Source organism: Micromonospora sp. DT68 (genome assembly GCF_049847245.1).
Lineage (GTDB): Bacteria > Actinomycetota > Actinomycetes > Mycobacteriales > Micromonosporaceae > Micromonospora > Micromonospora profundi.
This window is the reverse complement of the sequence record NZ_JBNCNZ010000004.1, coordinates 214,760-235,448: the sequence shown is the minus strand read 5'-3', so window position 1 is coordinate 235,448 and position 20,689 is coordinate 214,760. Positions and strand designations below refer to the sequence as shown.

The following is a 20,689-nucleotide window of genomic DNA, read 5'->3' as shown; positions in this document are numbered from 1 at the left end:
ATCGGTCAGCCGCTCAGCGCCCGGCGGAGATCCTTCATCAGCAGCAGCAGGTGCATGGGGTCGGTTGGGCTGGCCTCGAACTTGGCCAGCCCTTGGTAGAAGTCGCGGGCAGCTTCTGTCTCACAGTGAATGAGCACGGCGCGTACGCCGATGACCTCGGCGGCGGAGGCGATACGCCGCAGGGCATCGACCACCAGCGCTCGACCAAGACCGACGCCCTGGGCGCTGCGGTCGACTCCGAGCCGAGTCAGGATCACCACCGGTTGGTGGTAGCGGCCGGCCCCCTGCTGTAGGCGAGGTGAGGCATCGGCGGGAGCGACACTCCCGGCAGCCAGCGCGTAGTAGCCGACCACTCGCTGATCCGGGTGCTCGTTGTCACGCACCACGTACACCCGGGACAAGCCCGCTCGGTGGCTTTGTAGGGCATGCTCGACCAGCCACACCGACTGTGCGCGGGAGCCGCAGTCGAACCCGGTCACTGCGGACTCGGCCGACAGCGGCTCGACCGCCGAGAAGCGGGATCTCACCGCGACGCACCATCTGCCGGCGGATCGAGCACCGTTGGACCGGTCAACAGCTCCCGCAGCCCGGCGACGTCCTGCGCCGGCTCGTGCAACGCCTCGTCGAAGACCCGCCAGGCGTCCTCGTCCAGCACGAACACCCGCCGGTCGGCGAGCACATCCGCCGCGGCTTCGGTCGCCGCCTTCAACACGAACGTCGACACGCTGTCCCCGGACGCCTGACTCGCCGCCTCCAGCAACGCCTTCTGCTGCTCGTCGACCCGCAGGTGCAGTCGCTCTGCCTTGGCACTCACAGCCCGAGTGTACGCACAGCGTACGCCACCGCAACTCGGGTAGCTGGACAACGTCGGCCCGGGCTCACCGGACGCCGTCAGTTCACCTTGCCGGTCCCGTCATGTCGACGGGGTCACCTCGGGTTCGTCAGGTAGACCGCCGTTGGTCGTCGAGGGCAGATCTCCCGCCGGACGAACGGGGTGCGTCGTGTCGACCCCCGCACCTGCCTGGCCCGGCACCACGGGGGCCGCCGCCGCCAGGCTGTGCACTCCGCCGTGGACCGAGTCGGCCGGCCGGGAGACCGGCGCGGGCGGGGCGCACTGACCGGTCAGCCAGTCCAGGCCGCGTCGGCGGGCGACAACTGTGAGCCGGTCACCCGCGAAGATCACCTGACGGGGGTCGAGGTCCTTCCACCAGATCGTCCTGCCCCCACCGGTCGGAGTCCGGGCGATAAGGCGGACCTGCCCGTCCCGGCTGACCGAGCTCAGGGGACGGCCGTCCAACTCGGAGCCGGCGGCGACAGGCACCTCGGCTACCGGCAGCGCGTGCCGGTCGACAGGGATCGTGGTGATGACAGCGCGTTCGGTGAGAGCACCGATGAAGGCCGGCGCGGCCAGATAGGAGACCGATCGGGACACGCCTAGGGCAAGGGTCTCCTCGACACGTGCGGCGAAGTCGCCGTCGAGCAGGCGCAGCACCACCCGCAGGTCGTCGCGGAGGTCCCGGGCGGTCAGTGCCGCCTCCAGGTTCGCCACATCGTCGGTGGACGCCACCACCAAGGCCTGGCAGTCGGCCACCGACGCGGCGATGAGCGTCTCCGGCAGGGCGGCGTCACCGACGATCAACGGCACCTCCAGTTGCCGGGCCAGGGCACCGCCGCGCGGCTCCGGGTCCTTGTCGATGGCGACCACCTCGACGTCGTACTCGCGCAGGCGTGCCATCACCCGGGTGCCGACGTTGCCCAGGCCGATCACCACCACGTGCCCCGCCCGGGCCGGCTGCTGCCGGCCGGTGTGCAGGGCCAGCCGGGCGTTGACGATGCCGTCGACCACCACTGCGGTGATCAGCGGGATCAGCGCCAGCCCGGCCAGGTTGAGCACCACCTGCATGATCTGCGCGTCCGGTGGCTTGGCGGTGTCCGGGTCGGCGCCGCTGAGCGTTGTGACAAGCGTCAGGTACAGCGCCTCCAGCGGGGAGACGTTCTCGGCGCGGGAGATCAGTGCCCCCAGCACCGCGATGAGCGCGAGCACCAGCATCACCGCGATGCCGATCTTGCGGGTGGCGAAGCCGCGTACCGCGCGCATCAGCACCGCCACCGGACGACGCCGCCGTCGGGCGCGGACCAGCCGCCGGGCGGCGACCTCGGTGCCCGGCGGCTGACCGGTGGCCTCGGCCAGCACCAGGTCCGCGCCGGCCTGCTCGGCCGGCAGCAGCTTGACGCCCTGCTCCTCGCTGACGTGGGCCAGCGCGCACACCACGTCCTGCGGGCGGACGTCGGCCCGCCGGGCCACCCGCAGCGTCTTGTCCCGGTGCTGGAAGGAACTGGGGTCGACCTCGCCGAGCGCGGCGGCCACGAAGGCCGGCGCTGCCATCTCGGCGTCGGAGAGAACCTCGACGGGCGCCTTGAGCAGTTTGCGTACGCCGTCGGCGAGGGTGCCGTTGAACATGCGCAGCACCTGGCGGACCCGCTGGTCGACGGCCTGTGCGCACAGCGCGGCGTGCAGGTTGCCCACGTCGTCCTGGTGCAGCAGGGCCAGCCCGGTCGCACCGGCCAGCCCGGCGGCTTCGAAGGTGGCCACGTCCAGCCGGTCGGAGCGGACCACCCGGACCCCGCGCAACGCTGCCACGTCCGGGGCGTTGCGGGGGTAGCGCTCCGGCACCACGACTGTCACCCGGGCTCCGCCGACCGGCAGTTCGGTTTCGAGGATCGCGTGGGCGACGTAGTAGGCGAGTGCGTCCCGGCCGCAGATCACGTAGTGCGGGCGGGGATCCCCGGCGGCCCGTAGTCGCCAGTTCCACTCGACCGCCCGTCGCGCCCGGTCCCGCCACGGCTCAGCCATGTCCGGATCGTAGTCAGCACCACCACACTGGGCGACCCCGTCCGGATCATCCCCGGCCAGGCATGCCGGCCCCACGCGGCGGGTAGAGCACTGCCATGCAGACCTTCCTCCCGTATCCGGACTTTCTGGCCAGCGCCCGCGCGCTGGACCAGAGGCGGCTGGGCAAGCAGCGGGTGGAGGCCATCCAGGTGCTGCGCGGGCTGACCCGCCCCGGGTACGGCTGGCGCAACCACCCCGCCGTGAAGATGTGGGCCGGGTACGAGGAGGCGCTCACCCGCTACGGGCTGGACATGTGCGCGGTCTGGACCGAGCCGGGTCGGGCCGACACGTGTGCCGCCACGCTGGCCGTGGACCTCGCCGCCGCCTGCGGCCCCGGGGTGATCCGTACCCAGGACGAACTGACCCGGGCCGGCGAGCTGCCGCCCTGGCTGGGTCGCGACGACCTGCACCTCAGCCACCGCTCGTCGCTGCTGCGCAAGGACCCGGAGCACTACGGCTCGATCTTCGGCCCGGACGTGCCGACGGACCTGGAGTACGTCTGGCCGGCCTCCGACAGAGAGCGCCGCTGCCTGCCTTAGGAGAGACTGGCGGGGAGAGGGAGGTGCCCGTGGCGCTGTCGCGAGTGGTGGGTCGGCTCATCGGCGTACGTCAGCACGTGGTGGACCCGGGCGGCGATGGCGCGGACCGCGTACCGCGACCGGTGTCGGCGGTGGTGGTGGGCGGCGGGATCGCCGGCATGTCGGCGGCGGTCGTGCTGGCCGAGCGGGGTGTGGCGGTGACGGTGCTGGAGGCCGCGCCGACACTGGGTGGCCGGCTCGGCGCGTGGCCGGAGGCGCTCGCCGACGGCAGCCAGCAGAACGAGCACGGGTTCCACGCGTTCTTCCGGCAGTACTACAACTGGCGGTCCATCCTCCGCCGCGTCGACGCCGACCTGGGGTTTCTCAAGCCCATTCCGGGTTATCCGATCCTCAGTGAACAGTGGCCGACGGAGGAGTTCGGCAAGCTGCCGCCGGCACCGCCGGCCAACCTGCTGGCGTTGCTGCTGCGCAGTCCCAGCCTGCGCCTCTCCGACCTGCGGTCGATGGACCGCGACGCCGCGCTGCCGCTGCTCAGCTACGACCCGGTACGCACCTACGCCGAGCTGGACGACCGCACCGCCGACGAGTTGCTGGCGTCACTGCGGCTGCCGGACCGGGCGCGGGCAATGCTGTTCGAGGTCTTCTCGCACTCGTTCTTCAACCACGAGGCGGAGATGTCGGCAGCCGAAATGGTCGCCCAGTTCCACTTCTATCTGCTCGGCAACCCGGAAGGGCTGGCGTTCGACTGCCCCGACGAGGATTACGCGACGGCGATCTGGGAGCCGCTGACCCGGCACGTGGAGAAGCACGGCGGCCAGGTGCGCGTCGGCTCCGGTGCGACTGGTGTGCACCGTGACGCCGACGGCTGGCGGGTGACGACCACCGACGGCGGCAGTCATTCGGCCGGCCACGTGGTGCTAGCGGTGGATCCGCCGGCTCTCGCCGCGCTGGTGGCGGCCTCTCCCGACCTGGTCGAGCAGGCACCGGAGTTGGCGGAGCGGATGCCCGCGTTCGGCACGCCCGGCCCGCCGTACGCGGTGGCCCGGTACTGGTGCGACGGGGACGTGTCCGCCGAGCGGGCGGTGTTCAGCGGTGTGTCCCGTCAACCAACACTGGACTCGGTGACGCTCTACCACCGGCTGGAGAACGAGTCACGTCGCTGGGCGCGGCAGACCGGCGGTTCGGTCGTCGAGCTGCACGCGTACGCCTGCGAGTCCGACGTGCCTGCCGACGAGCTGGCCGAGCGGATGCGCCGCGAGCTGGTGACGCTCTGGCCGGAGGCCGCCGACCTGCGGGTCCGCGAGTTGCGCGCCCGGGTGGAGGCACAGGCGCCGGCGTTCACGCCGGGCAGCCACGCCTGGCGTCCGGGGGTACGCACCGAGGCGACAGGCGTCTACCTGGCCGGCGACGGGATCGCCACGGACTTCCCGAGCGCCCTCATGGAACGCTCTGCGGCAACCGGGATCATCGCGGCGAACCACATCCTGCGCGCCGAGGGCGCTGCTGCCGAGCCGGTGCGGTCGATCCGCCCCCGAGGGCTGCTCGCCGGGCGGCAGACCCCAAACCGACAGAAACCTACATAACCGACAGCCCGCTGCCGTACGCTCGAATGATCATCCGTCGATCGACCGGGCGGGAGGGCAGCGGAGATGTCACCACTGCACCGCGCCGGCAGCCTCCCGCTGGCCGAGGAGTCCGGCCGGGACGACGCGTACCCCCTACTGCGCGACGAGCGTGCCTGCGTCGTCACCGCCCTGCGGCTGGGCTGGTGGATGGCCGACGCGTACCACCACGGCCAGCACGCCGAGTCCTCACCCGCCGTCGCCACCCACCCGCCGGCCAAGCTCTCCAACCTGACCGAGATGTCGACACCGCGCCGGATGCGGATGTACCTGGACGGGGTCGACGTCGCGCTGGCCCAGATCGCCGCGCTCACCCGGCACACCGGGCAACTGCCCGACACGTCCGCCGCCCGCGCCCGACTCCCCGAGCTGGACCGGCTGCCCGACCTGGACCAGCCCGGACCCCTCGACCTCGAATCGCTGCTGCTCGCCTTGGACGACCTCAACGTGGAGGTGCTGCGGTGGGCGATGGCCACCAACCTCCGGATCGGGTTGGCCTACCGGCTCGGCCGGTCGCTGGCCGACACTGTCCGGCCCGGCGACGCCACCCAGTTGCTGCGCCGCTTCAGCGGCCGCCAGATCCAGCTCAGTCGCTGGCTGGACGAGCTGGCAAGCGTCCTGCCGCCGTACTCGGCTGCCGTGGTACGCCGTTCGCTGGCAGCCTGGGCGGTAGTGGTGGAGCGGGCCGGGCGGGGTGACCCGACCGAGCCCGACGCCGCCGAGCTGAGTCGCGAGCTGCGCAACCAGGGTGACCTGTGGCGCGGCGTACTCACCGGTGGCCTGCACCCCCGCGACCTGCTCGACGAGGAGGACTACGCGGTGGTCGCCCGCAACCTGATCATCCGCGACCGGCGGCTCGTGGCGCAGGCCGCCCGGGGCATCTTCTGGCCGGTGCTGGTGCCCCTGCTTGTGGTGCTGTTCGCCGTGGTCGGGGTGAGCGCCGCCGCGGCGGTCGGTTCGCCCACCACGCGGGCCGCCGTCGCACTGCTCGGCCTCGGCGCCGGCCTGGCCGCCATCTGGCGTTCCGTGTCCGGCCCGGCCCTGGCGGTCGCCGCCGAGGTCAACCGGCCTTTGCTGGACAGCGAACTCACCGCGCGGATGGCACTCCGACTGGACCGGCCGCTGGCCATCGCCCGCCGCTCGGTGGGAACCGCTCCCCGGACCCGTCGTCAGCGACGCCCCGAGTCGCCCGAGAGCCGATCGAAATACGTTGCCCCTCTCTCCCCCGCCGACCTACCGTGATCGCGCAAGGTCAACCACCACCGCGGGAGCAGGCAATGACGATGTGGCACGTCACCACCGTGTCGTCGTCGGTGCTGCCCGGCTGCGGTTGCCGAGCGGAAGGTCCCCGGGCGGGCCGGCCCGACTGACGCGTACCCGAACGCGCTGAGCCGCCCCGTCCGACAGCCGGACCGGGCGGCTCTTCGCTGTCCGGATCAGTCCGCCTCTGAAAGGAGATCCCGGTGGACGCCGTCCTCGTCATCAACGCCGACCTCGGCCCGCTGCACCGGGTCACCGTTCAACACGCCGTCCGGATGCTCTGCCGCCGGGTGGCCGAGATCCACGAGGCCGAGCCGGACCAGGTGATCGGTGTCTTCCCGATGCCCCGGGTGGTGCGGCTGGTCCGCTACGTGGTCACCCGGTGGCGGTTCGGCGCCGGGCCGGCCTGGTCCCGCGCCGGGGTGCTGCGCCGCGACAACCGCTGCTGCGCGTACTGCGGCGGCCCGGCGTCGACAATCGACCACATCCTGCCCCGCTCGCGCGGTGGCCGGAACACCTGGCGCAACACGACCGCCGCCTGCTACGCCTGCAACCAGCGCAAGGGCGACCGGACGCCGGCGGAGGCGGCCATGCCGCTGCGCCGGGAGCCGGTGAACCCGGGCTGGTCGGCGCTGGCCGCGCGGTGACCGACCGGGCCGGCGGGAACGGGGGGCCGCATCGGGGTGCGTCCCGGCGCGGCACCCGCCGGCCCCTGGTCCAGGGTGCGTGCCGTCGCTGCAGCCGCTGGTGAGGGATGCGCTCTCGGCTAGGAGGCGCGTTCCTTGACAGTCGACTTTGGACGGCCGCTGGGGCAGTGCGCCCGTATTTCGCTGCGGTTCCCGGCAGACCCCAAGCCGAGCCGGACCTGCTTGGCCGGTCCCGGGTCGTACGTCTCCGCCCGGTAGCCGGGCGCTGGCGTCACCGCGAGCACCTCGACCAGCTTTCCCACGCAGCGAACGGTTACCGTTCCGCCACGCGCCTCCACCGGTACGCCGGAGGACGAGCTGGGCGGCGAGGCGGCCCCGGTCGGTGCGGGCCCGGGGATGGTGGCGGTCGGGCTCGGGGTGGACGTCCGTCCCGGTCTGCTCGGAGGGCCGGGCCGGGGGACGGGCGAGGTGTCTCTGGCCGACGGAGCCGCAGACGGTCGAGGGTCCGTCGCAGCGGCCGATTCGGCGGTACGGGGAAACCCCACCGACGTGGTGCCCGGGCCGACGCCTGTCGGCGGCGCGTCCTGCCCCTGTCGACGATTGTTCGAGTCGCCAAGGGGCCCTGCCATCGCCACGGCGGCCATCAGCGCGCCACCGACAGCCAGAATCGCCCGCCGCCGACGCCACGCCCCCTGCCGCCCGCCCGGCTCAACCCGCCCGCCCGACTCGGCTGCCGCAGCTCGCTCCGGCTCGGCGGAATCGCCGCCCTGGGCAGCAGTGGTCGACGCCGGCTGGGCGGCGCTGACAGCCGTCCCGACCACGCCGCTGACGGGATCCACCGCTCCGGAGGCGACCAGCAGGATGCGGGCCGCCTCGGTGGCCGGCGGCCGGTCGGTCGGGTCGTGGGCCAGGCACCAGCGGTACAACCTTTGGACCTCGGCCGGCACGCCATCGATATCGGGCAGCGGGTCCGGCTCGACATGCTCGGACGCGCGCAGCATCCCGACCTGCGCTTCGGCGGCCCAGGGCAGCCGGCCGGTGAGCACCCGGTGCAGGAGCAATCCGAGGGCGTACACGTCGGAGGCCGGCAGCACCTCGCCGGCGGCCAGCCGTTCCGGGGCGAGGTAGGCCGGCGTACCGAGCAGCCGCCCTTCGAAGTCGATCTCCGGGTCGCCGATCGCGGCCGCGATGCCGAAGTCGAGCATCTTCGCCCCGGCGGGGGTGAGCATGACGTTGCCCGGCTTGATGTCGCGGTGCACCAGCCCTTGGGCGTGCGCTGCCGCGAGCGCCGACGCCACCTCGGCGCAGACCCGCAATCCGGCGCGGGGCGGCAGCGGCCCGGCGTCCAGCCGTTGTTCGAGGGTGTGGCCGTCGAGCAGTTCAAGCACCACGAACGGGACCAGGACACCGTCGAGCGGCGACTCCCCGTAGTCGTAGACGTTTGTGACGTGCGGATGCGACAGCCGGGCCGCCGCCTTGGCCTCCGCCCGGATCCGCCGCCTGCCGTGTGCACCCGAGACGACCAGCACCTTCACGGCCACGTCGCGTTCGAGCACCTCGTCGTACGCCCGGTGCACCGCTGACATGCCGCCACTGCCGAGACGCTCCAGGAGCCGGTAGCGGCCCGCAAGCACCCGATCACGCTGCACGACGGACAGCCTGCCGTACGGCCCCGGGCCGACACCACCCGGGATCGAGGTTTTGCCATACATGAAATCGACAACGACCGTGGGGCGGTCAGGTCCGGCTGGGCTCACGCGGCCCGGCAGGTGCCCCGTCACACCCTTTGCTCTGCTTCAACCCACGCAACAGATACGAGCCGTAAGTGTTGCGTCAGTTGAAGCAGAGCAAAGGGGGCACTGACAGGTAGGCGGGCCACCCGGCTGCCGGGCCGCAGCGGCTGCCGATCAGCCGCCGGTTGGCGCTCGCCAGGCGAAGCGGGGCGTCCGGCGTTCGGCGACCGCCGCCACGCCCTCCCGGGCCTCGCCAGTTGTCACCACCTTCCGGTGCCACCAGGCGATCCGCGCCGGCCCGGCACGGTCGTCGACGATCTCCTTGGCCGCTGCGACGCTCAGCGGCGAACGCTGCGCGATCGTGGCCGTGAGTTCGTCCACCCGCGCGGTGAGCCGGTCGGCGGGCAGCACCTCGTCGACAAGGCCGATCCGCAGGGCGCGTTCGGCGTCGATCAGCTCGGCGGTGAACAGGAGGTGCTTGGCGGCGGACGGGCCTACCAGCCGGGCCAGCCGGCGGGTGGTGGGTGCCGGATAGACCAGGCCGAGCCGGGCCGGCGGTACGCCGAACCGGGCGTCGTCCGCCGCTATCCGCAGGTCGCAGGCCACCGCGAGCTGGGCGCCACCTCCGACGCAGGCACCCCGGATGGCCGCCACTGTCGGCTTGGCGAAACTGGCCAGGCGTTCCTCGGCGGTCACCGCGATGCTGGCGTCGCCCGCGTCCAGCAGTTCGGCCAGGTCACCGAGGTCGGCGCCGGCGCAGAAGGCGTCGCCCGCGCCGGTCAGCACCAACGCGCGTACGTCGGGGTCGGGCTCCAGCCGATCGAGCAGCTCGGGCAACTGCCGCCACATGGCCGCCGTCATCGCGTTGCGCCGAGCCGGGTTGTGGATCACCACGGTCGCCACCGGCCCGGTCACGTCGACGGTCAACTCCGCGTCCGACACGTCCGCCCCCTTTCCGCGTCAGCCGTCCGGGGGCGTACGCCGCCGATCCGACCCGCCGGCACACGGCGGTGCGGCGACCATAACGGCGCGAACCCGGCGACCGCCCGTGAGGGGTGGCCGCCGGGTCCTGGCGTGTCAGCTCAGGTCAGGAGACGTTGAGCGCCGTGTCGTCGATGACGAAGGACGTCTGCAGCGAGGAGTCCTCGGTGCCGGTGAACTTCAGGCTGACGGTCTGACCGGCGTACGCGGCCAGGGAGAAGGACTTCTGGCTGTAGCTGGTGCCCTTGTTCAGGTTCGAGTAGGTCGCCAGCGTGGCCAGCACCGTTCCGCTCGAGTTGAGCACCTGCACGTTGAGCTTGTCGTACGCGACGCTTGTGGTCGTCTCGGCCGAGTTGACGTACAGCCAGAAGCTGAGGGCGTACGACGAGCAGCCGGCCGGCAGAGTCACCGACTGGGCCAGCGTCTCGGTGCGGGTGCTGCCGTACCCGTTCAGCCACGCCTTGTACGACCCGGTGCGGGCCGGCCGGGTGCTGGAGTTGGTGATGACGCCGGAGCTGGCCGTCCAGCCGGTCGCACCGGACTCGAAGCCCGGGTTGGCCAGCTTCTGACCCGGCGCGGTGCAGCCGCCACCGGTGCCGTTCACTGTCAGCGAGTACGTGGCGCTGCGGGTGACAGCGCCGGCACCGTTGACGGTGATCGAGTAGGTGCCGGGCGAGGTGCTCGCCGAGGTGCTGATGGTGAGGGTGGACGAGCCGCCCGAGGTCACCGAGGCGGGGCTGAACGCGGCGGTCGCCCCGCTGGGCAGGCCGGACGCGGAGAACGTCACGGTCTGCGCCGTACCGCTGGTGGTGGCGGTCGCCACAGTGGTGGAGACCGAGCTGCCCGGGTTGACCGCGCCGGAGGTCGGCGAGAGCGACACCGAGAAGTCGTTGCCGGTCGAGCAGGTCGAGTCGCTGCCGGCCACGTTCACAGCGGTCCAGGCGGCCTGAACGGCCTTGTACTCGGTGGAGCAGCTGCCGTACAGATCGGTGGCCGCGCGCAGGGTGTAGGCGCGGGAGGTGTTCGCCGGGTTGCTGGTGTTGACGTACGACGTGTTGGAGGTGAAGTAGACGTCCAACGCCCGGTACCAGATCTTCTCGGCCTTGACCCGGCCGATGCCGGTCACCGCGGGAGCGGAGCCGCAGACCGGAGAGGTGCCGTACGACGTGGCGCCCGTGCCCTCGGCGAGGTTGAAGAAGAAGTGGTTGGCGACGCCGGAGGAGTAGTGCACGTCCTTGTTCCGGGTGCTGGTGGACCAGCAGCTGTCGGACGAGCCGTCCAGCGACGGGTTGTACATGTAGCGCAGCGGCGTACCGTTGCCATTGATGTTGATCTTCTCACCGACCTGGTAGTCGCCCGGGTCGCTCGGCGCGGCGGCGTAGAACTCCACCATGTTGCCGAAGATGTCGCTCGTGGCCTCGTTGAGGCCACCGGACTCGCCGGAGTAGACCAGGCCGGCAAGCGCCTCGGTGACGCCGTGGCTCATCTCGTGCCCGGCCACGTCCAGCGACACCAGCGGCCGGGAGTTGCCCGAGCCGTCGCCGTAGGTCATCTGGGCGCCGTCCCAGAAGGCGTTGACGTAGTTGTTGCCGTAGTGCACGCGGCTGGGCACGCCCTGGCCGTTGCCGAAGATCCCGTTGCGGCCGTGCACGTTCTTGAAGTAGTCGAACGTCTTGGCGGCACCGAAGTGCGCGTCCACGGCGGCAGACTGCCGGTTGGAGGCGGCGCCGGTGCCCCAGGCGTTGTCGGCGTCGGTGAACGTGGTACAGGTGGACGTGCCGTTGTTCATGTCGCAGGTACGGCCGTTGCCGTGCGACGGGTCGATCATCTGGTACGTGCTGCCGGAGAGCGTCGTGTCGATGCTTACCGAGCCGCTGTAGATGCCCTGGCCGCTGCCGACCACCGACTCGATCTCGTCGTACGACCCCACTGCCGCGCCGGTGACGGCGTCGGTGATGACGTGCAGCCGGGACGGGGTCTGCCCGTCGGGCTGCCAGCCGCTGACCACAGTTTCCCAGGCGAGCCGACCCTTGCCGGAGCTGGCGTCGACGAACAGCTCGGGTGCGCCCACCGATTCCGCCTTGCCAGTGAATTCGGCGCGGGCGGCCTTCTGTGCCGCGTCGGCGGTGACCTTGGCCGTGGTGGCGACGGTAAGCGGTGCGGCGAGTCCGACCGAACTGCCGGCGTAGGTGCCGTTGGGCGCGGTGTGGATGACGAAGTCACCGCCGTACACCCGAAGGCCCTGGTAGGTCCGGGTGTAACGGGTGTGCGCCGCGCCGGAGGCGTCCACCTTGGTGCTCTGCACCTGGTAGGACTCGGCGCTCGAACCCTGGACCGCGCCGGGGTTCGTTCGCAGGACGCTCGCCGCCTGGGCCGCGGCGGAGGCGCCCGGCGCGGGGGCGGTGGGTGGGGCCGCTTGTGCCGCGGTGGCGACACAGGTCAGCAGGCCGCTGGTGAGCAGCGCTGCGCTGACGGCGGCGACGGATCGTTTCACGTGCCCTCCTGGAAGGAGAAAGAGTGTGACGGGGGTAGTCACGCATGTAGATATAGCCATGTGTTGACGAAAAGAGAAGGGCTGAACCGTTCCCAGACATCGACATTGGCCGAACGGATGAGTGCCTTGACAAGGGAACCAACGGCAGGCATCGCGCGTCCGACGGACATGAGACCCGCCTCGACAGCCGGTGCCACGATCGCGCTCCTGGCCGCCTTCCTGGTCGGCTGCACCAGCACCGACCAGGCCGACACCCCCCAGGCCCAGCCGTCGGCCACCGCCGACGGCACCTCGGCCACTGCCGCCCCGCCGTCCGCTGTCCCCGCCACCTCGGCACCCACGCCGACCGCCTCCGGCGCCACCGACAGCTCGACCGCGCGCGTGCTGCTGTTCCGCTCCGGCGGCTTCGCCGGCCGCGGCGACCAGGTGACAGTCGAGCCGGACGGCAGGTGGACTGCGGTGGACCGGGCCGGCAGCCGGCGCACCGGCCAACTCGCCCCCGCCGACCTCGGCCGCCTACGCGGGCTCGCCGCCGACCCCCGGCTCACCACCGAGGCCCGCCAGGGCACGAGCACTACCAGCTGCGCCGACGCCTTCAGCTACCGGCTGACCGTCGGCACCATCGAGATTGGGTACGTCGACTGCCCCGCCGACCCCGCACCGCCGCCGGCAACTCGCGCGCTCGTCGAACTGCTGCTGCGCGCCACCGACACTCAGACCAGGTAGTCCACCGGCAGGCCGGTGCCCCGCAACTCCAGAGGCAGGTGGGCAACGTCGTTGACAGCGATCAGACTCGGCGGCCCCGCCGGGCCGTACCGGATCACGGTCAGACCCGCGTTGTGCAGGTTCAAACCCAGCCACCGGTGCTCCGGCGCGTCGAGGGCGTGCCGCACCAGCCAGGCGATCAGGAAGTTGTGCGTCACGACCAGCTCGCGAATCGGTTCGTCACCGGCGGCCTCCGCGCTGACCGGGCCGGCGAACCGCCGCACCGCCGCCGCCGTCACCTTCGGCCCGTCGGCCCTCTCGGCCGCCGAGAACCGGGCAAGGAATTCGGCGTACGCCTGCGGCAGGCCAGCCGGATCCGTGTCGTGCGGCAGGTGGTCACCGGCCAGCTCCGTGGCGTACACCGGGACCCCGGGCAGCGACTGCGCGACCAGCTCGGCGGTCTGCGCGGCCCGGAGCAGCGGCCCGTGGTGGACGGCGGCGAACGGGCGGCCCCGCAGCCGCTCGCCGAGCAACGCGGCCTGCCGCCGACCGCGCTCCGACAGGCCGGTGTCCGGCTCGCCCTGCCCGGTCAGATCCTGCTCGCCGTGTCGGGTCAAGTACAGCAGCCGCGTCCGCATGCCCACACCTCAACACAGCGGAGGGCGCGGGATCGCCCGCGCCCTCCGCTGTGGCTCGCCCCTACGATCGGGGGAACATCTGGCCGATGCGGATCCGGTTGCCGAACGGGTCCCGGATACCGAAGTCGATCCCGTACGGACGCTCGGTCGGCTCGTCGGTGATCTCGACACCCTTCGCCACCAGATCCTCGTGCGTCTTGCGGGCGTCGTCGGTGGTCATGAAGAGGTATCCGCCCAGGGCGCCCTTGGTGAGAAGCTCACGGACCTGCTCCGCGGTGGCCGGGTCCAGTGCCGGCGGGCCCGGCTTCTCCAGCAGGATCTCCCGCTCCGGGTCGCCGGGCAGGTTGACGGTCAACCACCGCATGAAACCGAGGTCCTGGTCGGTGTTGACCTCCATGCCGAGCTTGTTCACGTAGAAGTCGAGTGCCTCGTCCTGGTCCAGGACGTAGATCTGGGAGCGGCTGATCGCGTTCATCGTCATGCCCATGACGGTAGAGGTCGCCCCTGACCTGCTGCTTATCCAAAACTGACAGGTCTGGTCCACGCCTTGGTGAAGCAGGACGGCACGTTTGTCGGTGTCGTCCGTTGACGGAAGCTCGTGGGTGACTCCCCGACGATCTGCCGGAACGTGCGGCTGAACGTGCCCAGGCTGCTGAAGCCGACCGCGTAACAGATGTCGGTGACGTCCCGGTCGGTCTCCACGAGCAGCGACATCGCCCGCTCCACCCGACGACGTTGCAGGTAGCGGTGCGGAGTCTCGCCGAACGTGGCCCGGAACGTCCGGATGAAGTGGGCATCCGACACGTGCGCGATCCGGGCCAACGCCGGGATGTCCAACGGCTGGGCGTACGCCCGGTCCATCGCGTCCCTGGCGCGCAGCATCGCCCGGTTCGACTGCTCCACCGCGCGACTCATCGGACCCCCGTCCCGCTCGGCTCGTTGCCCGACCCCAGGCTACCGCCAGGACTGGACAGCTCGGTCAGCCGAACTGGGGCTGCGGCAGTCGGCGCTGCTGCGCGTATGCGCCGGCGGCGACCCCGCCCGGTGAGGCCAGCACCGATGACCATCAGAGCGACGACGCCGAGCAGGGCGCCGAGCAGCACCGTGCTGCGCACGCCGTGGCCCGGCAGCGCGAGACCGGCGACCAGGGCGCCGCCGGTAATGCCGACGTTCACGGCGGCGGAAACGGTGGCGGCCGCGAGGTCGGAGCGCCCTGGCGCCACCTGGAGGACGACGCCACCGAGCACAGCTGTGAATGCCGCGAACGCCAGTCCGGCCAGAGCGAGCAGGCCCACCGCAGCCGCCGGGCGGTGGCCGATCGCGTACAGCCCGAGCAGTGCCACCGACTGCAGCGCGACTGTCGCGACCAGGGCCAGCCACGGGTTGCGGTCCACCACCGCTCCGACAGCGAGAATCCCGAGCACGCTGGCAACACCGCGCGCCAACAGGATGACCCCGACCGCCGAGGCGGGGAACCCGCTGACCTCGGTGACGAAGAGGGCGACGTAGGTGTAGGCGGCGATGGCACCTGCGGTCGTCAGGATCGCTACGGCCACCAGCAGCCAGAAGCGGCGGACGTCGGGTGTCGCACCTCGGGCGGCGTGTCCCTGATCGGGCGGCGCGGAGGGCAGCAGTGACGCCACCGCGACGAGCACGACCGCGCCGAGCCCGGCCACCGCCAGGAACGACACCCGCCAGCCCGCGCGTTCGCCGAGCCAGGTGCCCGCAGGCACCCCCATGACCAGGGCGACGCTGCCGCCGGCGAACACGATCGACACCACCCGACCGCGCAGCCCGGGTCGGAACAACTCGGCAGCGGCCGGCACCACAACGGCCCAGAACAACGCATGCGTCGCAGCGGTTGCCATCCTGGCCGCCAGCAGCAACGCGAACGTACTCGCGAACACAGTGATCGCGGTGCTGACGACGAAGCCGGCCAGGAGCGCCGACAGCAGTCGTCGGCGAGGAATCCTCCTGGCCAGGGCCGTCAACGGAATCGAGGCGACAACCACCACCGCGCCGTACGCGGTGACGAGCATGCCCACTTGCGACGGTGTGACGGCGAGGTCCGCGGCCATCGGGAGCAGCAGGCCGATCGGCAGCGCCTCGGCTGTGGTGTAGAGGAACGTCCCGCCGGACAAGCCGATCAGTGCCCCCACTGCTCGCCAGCGGCCCATCCACCCCTCCAACTGTTACCGGCTAAGTTCCTTACACTAGAAACAAGCTAGCGATGCCTCCGACGAGGGTCAACTGGTAAAGTCAGTTTTGATGGAAACAGCCGAGGACGTGACGCGGATGCACCTGGTGGGCGGCAACCTCGCCCTGGACTTCGTCAACACCCGCACCGGCCCACCCGTCGGGCCCTCGGACGACGACGTGCTCACGGGCTATCCGGAACTGGTCGCCTGGGGCGTGCACGCGGGCACCCTCACCCAAACTGAGGCGACAGCGCTACGCCGGCTGTCACGCAACGACCCAGAAGGCGCTCATGCTGCCTTTTCACGAGCGCTTGACACCCGCGACTACCTCGACGAAATCTTCCGATCGCTGGCCGCCGGAGGCGCACCGAGCACGGCCGCCCTGGCCCGGCTGCGGGACGACGAAGCGGACGCCCTCAGCCACGCACAGCTCGAAGGCGGGAGCACGTTCGCGTGGGTCTGGCGAGATGACCAGACGCTTGCCCGACCTCTCCGGCCGGTGGTGCATGCGGCGGTCCAACTGCTCACCGCAGGGCCGCTGGACCGGATCAAGGGTTGCGGAGGCTGCCGCTTCCTCTTCCACGATGAGAGCAAGAACCGCAGTCGCCGCTGGTGCAGCATGGACGACTGCGGCACTGCCGAGAAGATGCGCCGCTACGTCGCCGCGCGGCGGCGGCGCTCGGAAAAAGCCTGATGGAATTGGAGCCCCCGGCCGGGATCGAACCGGCGACATCTCGCTTACAAGGCGAGTGCTCTGGCCAGCTGAGCTACAGGGGCGCGTGCGTCGAGGTCAGCATAGCGACTGCCGTCCGGATATCCCGCTCGCGAGGGCTCCCGAGCACGGGAAACGTCAACAACCCGACGCCCGTACGTCTCCAGGTGGCCGATCGGACGTGTCGATTGATGTCCTACCGTGCCCGAGTGACCGGAATGCCTGACCGCTGACTCACTTCCGGCGACCCCCCATCTTGGCAGCGGGGTTAAACACGTTTACGGTGCAGTGACACGGATGACGATCAGCCACCCTCGTGGCGACCCGACGTCCGCTGACCGGTACGGCTTCGTACCGGTCGCTCCTTCACTCGGATCGTCCGGCACGTTCCTGCCGGTGAAAGGAAGCGCTTCACCATGGCTACGGTCACCTATTCCAAGGCGTCCCGGATCTACCCGGGCACCGAGCGTCCCGCCGTCAACGAGCTGGACCTCGAAATCGGCGACGGCGAGTTCCTCGTCCTCGTCGGCCCGTCCGGTTGTGGCAAGTCCACAAGCCTGCGGATGCTCGCCGGTCTGGAGGACGTCGACGCCGGCTCGATCCACATCGACCAGCGCGACGTCACCCACCTCCCCCCGAAGGCCCGCGACATCGCGATGGTCTTCCAGAACTACGCCCTCTACCCGCACATGACGGTGTACGAGAACATGGCGTTCGCCCTGAAGCTGCGCAAGACCTCCAAGTCGGAGATCGACCGGCGGGTCAAGGAGGCGGCCGGGCTGCTCCAGTTGGAGGAGTACCTCAGCCGTAAGCCGAAGGCGCTCTCCGGTGGTCAGCGTCAGCGTGTCGCGATGGGCCGGGCGATCGTCCGCGAGCCGCAGGTCTTCCTCATGGACGAGCCGCTGTCGAACCTCGACGCCAAGCTGCGCGTGCAGACCCGTACCCAGATCGCGTCGTTGCAGGCCAAGCTGGGCGTGACCACTGTGTACGTGACGCACGACCAGGTCGAGGCCATGACCATGGGTCACCGGGTTGCGGTGCTGCTCGACGGTGTTCTCCAGCAGGTGGACACCCCCCGGGCGCTGTACGACACCCCGGCGAACGTGTTCGTCGCCGGCTTCATGGGCTCCCCCGCCATGAACATCAAGACCGTTCCGCTGAACGAGCAGGGCGCCGAGTTCGCCGAGCTGCACATCCCGCTGAGCCGTGAGCAGGTCGCCGCTGCCCGCGCCGAGGGCGGCGACGGCAAGGTGACTGTGGGCTTCCGCCCGGAGGACTGCGACCTGGTCAGCCCGACCGAGGGCGGCATGCCGGTCGTGGTCGAGCTTGTCGAGGACCTCGGGTCGGACGCCAACGTCTACGGGCACGCCGCGCTGGGTGGCAACTCGGAGCGCTTCGTCGTCCGCACCGACCGGCGCACCATGCCGAACATGGGTGACACCGTGTTCGTCAAGCCGCGCACCGGCCGCAGCCACGTCTTCCACGCCGCCACCGGCAGCCGGATCTGACGTAACGCCGTACCGATGGGGGCGGTCCGCTACGGCGGACCGCCCCTTTCGTCGTACCGACGCCTGGGCCTACCGGGCCTGGACACGCGACGAGGCTCCTCCCGGCGGACCGGGAGGAGCCTCGTCGGCGTGGTTACAGCTCGACCGAGCGGCGGCGGGCCACCTCGGCGAGGGTGACCGCGGCGGCCACGCTGGCGTTTAGTGACTCCACCTCGGAGATCATCGGGATGCTGACGGTCAGGTCGCAGGTCTCCCCGACGAGCCGGGACAACCCGCGCCCTTCGGAGCCCACCACGACCACCAGCGGGCCGACGGCGGCCTCCAGGTCGTACAGGTCGGTGTCGCCGTCGGCGTCCAGGCCGACCACCATGAAGCCGGCGTCCCGGCACGCCTTCAGCGACCGGGTCAGGTTGGTGACCTGGGCCACCGGCACCCGCGCGGCCGCGCCGGCGCTGGTCCGCCAGGCGGTCGCCGTGATACCGGCGGCCCGCCGCTCGGGTACGAAGACACCCTGCGCGCCGAACGCGGCGGCCGAACGGATCACCGCACCCAGGTTGCGCGGGTCGGTGACCCCGTCCAGCGCGACCAGCAGCGGCGCCGGCTGCTCCAGGGCCGCGACGACCATGTCCTCGAAAGACTGGTACGCGAACGGCGGCACCTGCAATCCGACGCCCTGGTGCAGCACCCCGCCGGTCATCCGGTCCAGCTCGGCCCGGCTGATGTCCAGGATGGCGATGCCCCGGTCGGCGGCCGTCCGGATGATCTCGTTGATCCGGTCGTCCATGTCGATGCCCTGGGCCGTGTACAGAGCCGTCGCCGGCACCTGTGCGCGCAGCGCCTCCAGCACCGGGTTGCGGCCGACCAGCAGCTCCGGCGTGTCCTTGGCCGGGTTGGACTTGCGGCCCGGCGCGACCCGGGGGCCAGACCGACCGGGAGCACCGCCACGACCGGCAGCACCACCGCGACCGCCCGCGCCACCTCGGCCGGCGGCACCGCCCCGACCGCCCGGTACGCCACGACCGCCGCCCTTGCCCCAGGTGGTGTCCTTGCTGCCCGGCTGACCGATCTTCGGGGCACGCCCCTCCTCGGCCGCCGCGCGACGCTCCTTGTCCTGCTTCCAGGCGGTGCGCTGCGGCAGCTTCTCGGTGCCCGAATAACCCTTGTGCCAGGGCCGCTCGTCGGCGGGCAGGGTGCGGCCCCGCCCGGCCAGGGAGTCCTTGTTCTTGCCGCCGGAGCCCTTGGGGGCACCCGCCTTCGGCGTCAGTCGCCGGCCACGGCGCTGCGAGTTGCCGGCCATCAGTCCTGCTCTCCAATAGTCCAACGGGGGCCCTGGGGGGTGTCCTCGACCGCCACGCCGGCCAGCTTGAGCTGGTCGCGTACCGCGTCGGCGGCGGCCCAGTCCTTGCGGCCCCGGGCCTGCGCGCGCTGCTCCAGGGCCAGCGCGATCAGGGAGTCCACCACGGCGCGCAGATCGTTCGAACTGCCGCCACCGGTCCACGCCGGGTCGAGGGGGTCGATGCCGAGGATATCCAGCATCGCCCGTACCTCGGCCAGCGTGGTGCGGACGGTCACATCATCGCCGACGCTCAGCGCGGTGTTGCCGTCCCGGAGGTGCTGCTGCAACACCGCAAGCGCGGCGGAGGTGTTGAGGTCGTCGTCCATTGCCGCGACGAAGCCGGCCGGAAGTCCGCCGGGCTGCCCGGCGCCCACCCGCTCGGCGGCCCGCTGCACGAAACCTTCGATCCGCCGGTACGCGGTGGCCGCCTCGCGCAGCGAGTCCTCCGAGTAGTCGATCACCGAACGGTAGTGGGCGGCGGCGTAGTAATACCGCAGCTCGACCGGCCGCACCCCGAGCGACTCCACGTACGCCAGGCCCAGCGCGTTGCCGGCGGACTTGCCCATCTTGGCGCCGCCGATGCTGAGCAGCCCGTGATGCACCCAGTAACGGGCGAACGGCAGCCCGGCAGCCTTGGACTGGGCGATCTCGTTCTCGTGGTGCGGGAACGTCAGGTCCAGTCCACCGCCGTGGATGTCGAACTCCGGGCCGAGGTAGCGCCAGCACATCGCCGAGCACTCGATGTGCCAGCCAGGGCGGCCCAGCCCCCACGGCGACGGCCAGTAGGCATCCGCAGGCTCGTCCGGCTTGGCGCCCTTCCAGAGCGCGAAGTCACGCGGGTCCCGCTTACCCCGGTCGGGGGCGTCACCTGCCGACTGCATAGCGTCCGGGGACTGACCCGACAACGATCCGTAGGTCGGCCAGGACGCCACGTCGAAGTAGACGTCGCCGGAGCCGTCGGTCGCCGGGTACGCGTGCCCGGCGGCGATCAACTTCATGATCAGCTCGTGCATCTCGGGGATGTGCCCCGTGGCGCGCGGCTCATAGGTCGGCGCCAGCACGTTCAACGCCCGGTACGACTCGGCGAGGATCAGCTCGTTCGCGTACGCGATCGACCAGAACGGCCGACCCTGCTCCCCCGCCTTGACCAGGATCTTGTCGTCGATGTCGGTCACATTGCGGATGAACGTGACCTCGTAACCTGCCGACAGCAGCCAACGGCGCAGCACGTCATAGTTGACGCCGGAGCGAAGGTGGCCGATGTGCGGCGGAGCCTGAAGAGTGAGACCACACAGGTAGACCCCCACCTTGCCGGCTTCCCGCGGGACGAAGTCCCGCACCGATCGGGTGGCGGTGTCATACAGGCGTAGCGTCACCGTACAAGGGTAGCCGTCCGTGTCTGTCCGGGTCCGCCGGTGCCGGG

General features: G+C 71.2%; 19 protein-coding genes and 1 tRNA gene. 7 read left to right on the top strand and 13 right to left on the bottom strand.

Going from position 1 to position 20,689, the window contains the following annotated elements; genetic code table 11:
* Positions 1–5: 5 nt before the first annotated feature.
* The 3 genes from ACPXB1_RS09640 to ACPXB1_RS09630 all read right to left on the bottom strand — a co-directional run bounded on the left by ACPXB1_RS09640 (position 6) and on the right by ACPXB1_RS09630 (position 2,854).
* Positions 6–527 (bottom strand): GNAT family N-acetyltransferase, encoded by a 522-nt coding sequence (locus tag ACPXB1_RS09640; RefSeq protein WP_355589866.1) that lies wholly within the window; start codon positions 525–527, stop codon positions 6–8.
* Positions 524–814: a DUF1778 domain-containing protein gene (locus ACPXB1_RS09635; protein WP_355589869.1), complete on the bottom strand. Its 291-nt coding sequence runs from the start codon at positions 812–814 to the stop codon at positions 524–526. Before ACPXB1_RS09635 ends, ACPXB1_RS09640 begins: the two co-directional genes overlap by 4 nt.
* Before the next feature lie 99 nt (positions 815–913).
* Entirely contained in the window at positions 914–2,854 is a 1,941-nt protein-coding gene (locus tag ACPXB1_RS09630) for a potassium channel family protein (protein WP_355627804.1), read from the bottom strand.
* A gap of 95 nt (positions 2,855–2,949) precedes the next feature.
* Here ACPXB1_RS09630 and ACPXB1_RS09625 point away from each other — a divergent pair, with 95 nt between their 5' ends.
* The 4 genes from ACPXB1_RS09625 to ACPXB1_RS09610 all read left to right on the top strand — a co-directional run bounded on the left by ACPXB1_RS09625 (position 2,950) and on the right by ACPXB1_RS09610 (position 6,961).
* Positions 2,950–3,432: an MSMEG_6728 family protein gene (locus ACPXB1_RS09625; protein ID WP_355589875.1), complete on the top strand. Its 483-nt coding sequence runs from the start codon at positions 2,950–2,952 to the stop codon at positions 3,430–3,432.
* A 29-nt stretch (positions 3,433–3,461) separates the two neighbouring features.
* Positions 3,462–5,015 (top strand): FAD-dependent oxidoreductase, encoded by a 1,554-nt coding sequence (locus ACPXB1_RS09620; RefSeq protein ID WP_355589878.1) that lies wholly within the window; start codon positions 3,462–3,464, stop codon positions 5,013–5,015.
* Positions 5,016–5,081: 66 nt separating this feature from the next.
* Positions 5,082–6,296, top strand: a complete 1,215-nt coding sequence (locus ACPXB1_RS09615; protein WP_355627807.1) for a hypothetical protein — start codon at positions 5,082–5,084, stop codon at positions 6,294–6,296.
* Between the two features lie 221 nt (positions 6,297–6,517).
* Positions 6,518–6,961, top strand: a complete 444-nt coding sequence (locus ACPXB1_RS09610) for an HNH endonuclease (protein WP_053654411.1) — start codon at positions 6,518–6,520, stop codon at positions 6,959–6,961.
* A gap of 119 nt (positions 6,962–7,080) precedes the next feature.
* Here ACPXB1_RS09610 and ACPXB1_RS09605 read toward each other — a convergent pair whose 3' ends face one another.
* The 3 genes from ACPXB1_RS09605 to ACPXB1_RS09595 all read right to left on the bottom strand — a co-directional run bounded on the left by ACPXB1_RS09605 (position 7,081) and on the right by ACPXB1_RS09595 (position 12,169).
* Positions 7,081–8,610: a serine/threonine-protein kinase gene (locus ACPXB1_RS09605; protein WP_425735080.1), complete on the bottom strand. Its 1,530-nt coding sequence runs from the start codon at positions 8,608–8,610 to the stop codon at positions 7,081–7,083.
* 258 nt (positions 8,611–8,868) lie between these two features.
* A complete protein-coding gene (locus ACPXB1_RS09600; RefSeq protein ID WP_355627813.1) occupies positions 8,869–9,636 on the bottom strand; it encodes an enoyl-CoA hydratase/isomerase family protein in 768 nt (255 codons plus the stop codon).
* Between the two features lie 145 nt (positions 9,637–9,781).
* Positions 9,782–12,169, bottom strand: a complete 2,388-nt coding sequence (locus ACPXB1_RS09595; RefSeq protein ID WP_355589890.1) for a M4 family metallopeptidase — start codon at positions 12,167–12,169, stop codon at positions 9,782–9,784.
* 168 nt (positions 12,170–12,337) lie between these two features.
* Here ACPXB1_RS09595 and ACPXB1_RS09590 point away from each other — a divergent pair, with 168 nt between their 5' ends.
* Positions 12,338–12,895 carry a hypothetical protein gene (locus ACPXB1_RS09590; protein ID WP_355627815.1) on the top strand — a complete coding sequence of 186 codons (558 nt, stop codon included), beginning with the start codon at positions 12,338–12,340 and terminating at the stop codon, positions 12,893–12,895.
* Here the strand turns inward: ACPXB1_RS09590 and ACPXB1_RS09585 are convergent.
* The 4 genes from ACPXB1_RS09585 to ACPXB1_RS09570 form a co-directional block, all read right to left on the bottom strand.
* Complete coding sequence (locus tag ACPXB1_RS09585) at positions 12,883–13,512, bottom strand: histidine phosphatase family protein (RefSeq protein WP_425735079.1); 630 nt, start codon at positions 13,510–13,512, stop codon at positions 12,883–12,885. The genes ACPXB1_RS09590 and ACPXB1_RS09585 overlap by 13 nt on opposite strands.
* 61 nt (positions 13,513–13,573) lie before the next feature.
* Positions 13,574–13,993: a VOC family protein gene (locus ACPXB1_RS09580; protein ID WP_053655034.1), complete on the bottom strand. Its 420-nt coding sequence runs from the start codon at positions 13,991–13,993 to the stop codon at positions 13,574–13,576.
* A 35-nt stretch (positions 13,994–14,028) separates the two neighbouring features.
* Entirely contained in the window at positions 14,029–14,427 is a 399-nt protein-coding gene (locus ACPXB1_RS09575) for an AraC family transcriptional regulator (RefSeq protein WP_355589899.1), read from the bottom strand.
* A complete protein-coding gene (locus ACPXB1_RS09570; protein ID WP_425735078.1) occupies positions 14,424–15,689 on the bottom strand; it encodes an MFS transporter in 1,266 nt (421 codons plus the stop codon). The genes ACPXB1_RS09575 and ACPXB1_RS09570 overlap by 4 nt, the downstream gene beginning before the upstream one ends.
* 91 nt (positions 15,690–15,780) lie before the next feature.
* Between ACPXB1_RS09570 and ACPXB1_RS09565 the strand changes: the two genes are divergently transcribed.
* Positions 15,781–16,404, top strand: coding sequence for a CGNR zinc finger domain-containing protein (locus tag ACPXB1_RS09565; protein ID WP_355627823.1), 624 nt, complete (start codon positions 15,781–15,783; stop codon positions 16,402–16,404).
* A 6-nt stretch (positions 16,405–16,410) separates the two neighbouring features.
* Here ACPXB1_RS09565 and ACPXB1_RS09560 read toward each other — a convergent pair.
* Positions 16,411–16,487, bottom strand: a tRNA-Thr gene (locus ACPXB1_RS09560).
* 351 nt (positions 16,488–16,838) lie between these two features.
* Between ACPXB1_RS09560 and ACPXB1_RS09555 the strand changes: the two genes are divergently transcribed.
* A complete protein-coding gene (locus ACPXB1_RS09555) occupies positions 16,839–17,930 on the top strand; it encodes an ABC transporter ATP-binding protein (protein ID WP_355589908.1) in 1,092 nt (363 codons plus the stop codon).
* 133 nt (positions 17,931–18,063) lie between these two features.
* Here the strand turns inward: ACPXB1_RS09555 and rlmB are convergent, their stop codons facing one another.
* Positions 18,064–19,227 (bottom strand): 23S rRNA (guanosine(2251)-2'-O)-methyltransferase RlmB, encoded by a 1,164-nt coding sequence (gene rlmB / locus ACPXB1_RS09550; protein WP_355589910.1) that lies wholly within the window; start codon positions 19,225–19,227, stop codon positions 18,064–18,066.
* Entirely contained in the window at positions 19,227–20,642 is a 1,416-nt protein-coding gene (cysS, locus tag ACPXB1_RS09545) for a cysteine--tRNA ligase (RefSeq protein WP_355589913.1), read from the bottom strand. Before cysS ends, rlmB begins: the two co-directional genes overlap by 1 nt.
* Positions 20,643–20,689 lie beyond the last annotated feature (47 nt).

Coding starts and splice junctions, on each gene's coding strand:
- ACPXB1_RS09580 (WP_053655034.1), bottom strand. CDS start 13,993: ATGACGATGAACGCGATCAGCCGCTCCCAGATCTACGTCCTGGACCAG.
- ACPXB1_RS09585 (WP_425735079.1), bottom strand. CDS start 13,512: ATGCGGACGCGGCTGCTGTACTTGACCCGACACGGCGAGCAGGATCTG.
- ACPXB1_RS09615 (WP_355627807.1), top strand. CDS start 5,082: ATGTCACCACTGCACCGCGCCGGCAGCCTCCCGCTGGCCGAGGAGTCC.
- rlmB (WP_355589910.1), bottom strand. CDS start 19,227: ATGGCCGGCAACTCGCAGCGCCGTGGCCGGCGACTGACGCCGAAGGCG.
- ACPXB1_RS09565 (WP_355627823.1), top strand. CDS start 15,781: ATGGAAACAGCCGAGGACGTGACGCGGATGCACCTGGTGGGCGGCAAC.
- ACPXB1_RS09575 (WP_355589899.1), bottom strand. CDS start 14,427: ATGAGTCGCGCGGTGGAGCAGTCGAACCGGGCGATGCTGCGCGCCAGG.
- ACPXB1_RS09625 (WP_355589875.1), top strand. CDS start 2,950: ATGCAGACCTTCCTCCCGTATCCGGACTTTCTGGCCAGCGCCCGCGCG.
- ACPXB1_RS09570 (WP_425735078.1), bottom strand. CDS start 15,689: ATGGGCCGCTGGCGAGCAGTGGGGGCACTGATCGGCTTGTCCGGCGGG.
- ACPXB1_RS09555 (WP_355589908.1), top strand. CDS start 16,839: ATGGCTACGGTCACCTATTCCAAGGCGTCCCGGATCTACCCGGGCACC.
- ACPXB1_RS09590 (WP_355627815.1), top strand. CDS start 12,338: ATGAGACCCGCCTCGACAGCCGGTGCCACGATCGCGCTCCTGGCCGCC.
- ACPXB1_RS09630 (WP_355627804.1), bottom strand. CDS start 2,854: ATGGCTGAGCCGTGGCGGGACCGGGCGCGACGGGCGGTCGAGTGGAAC.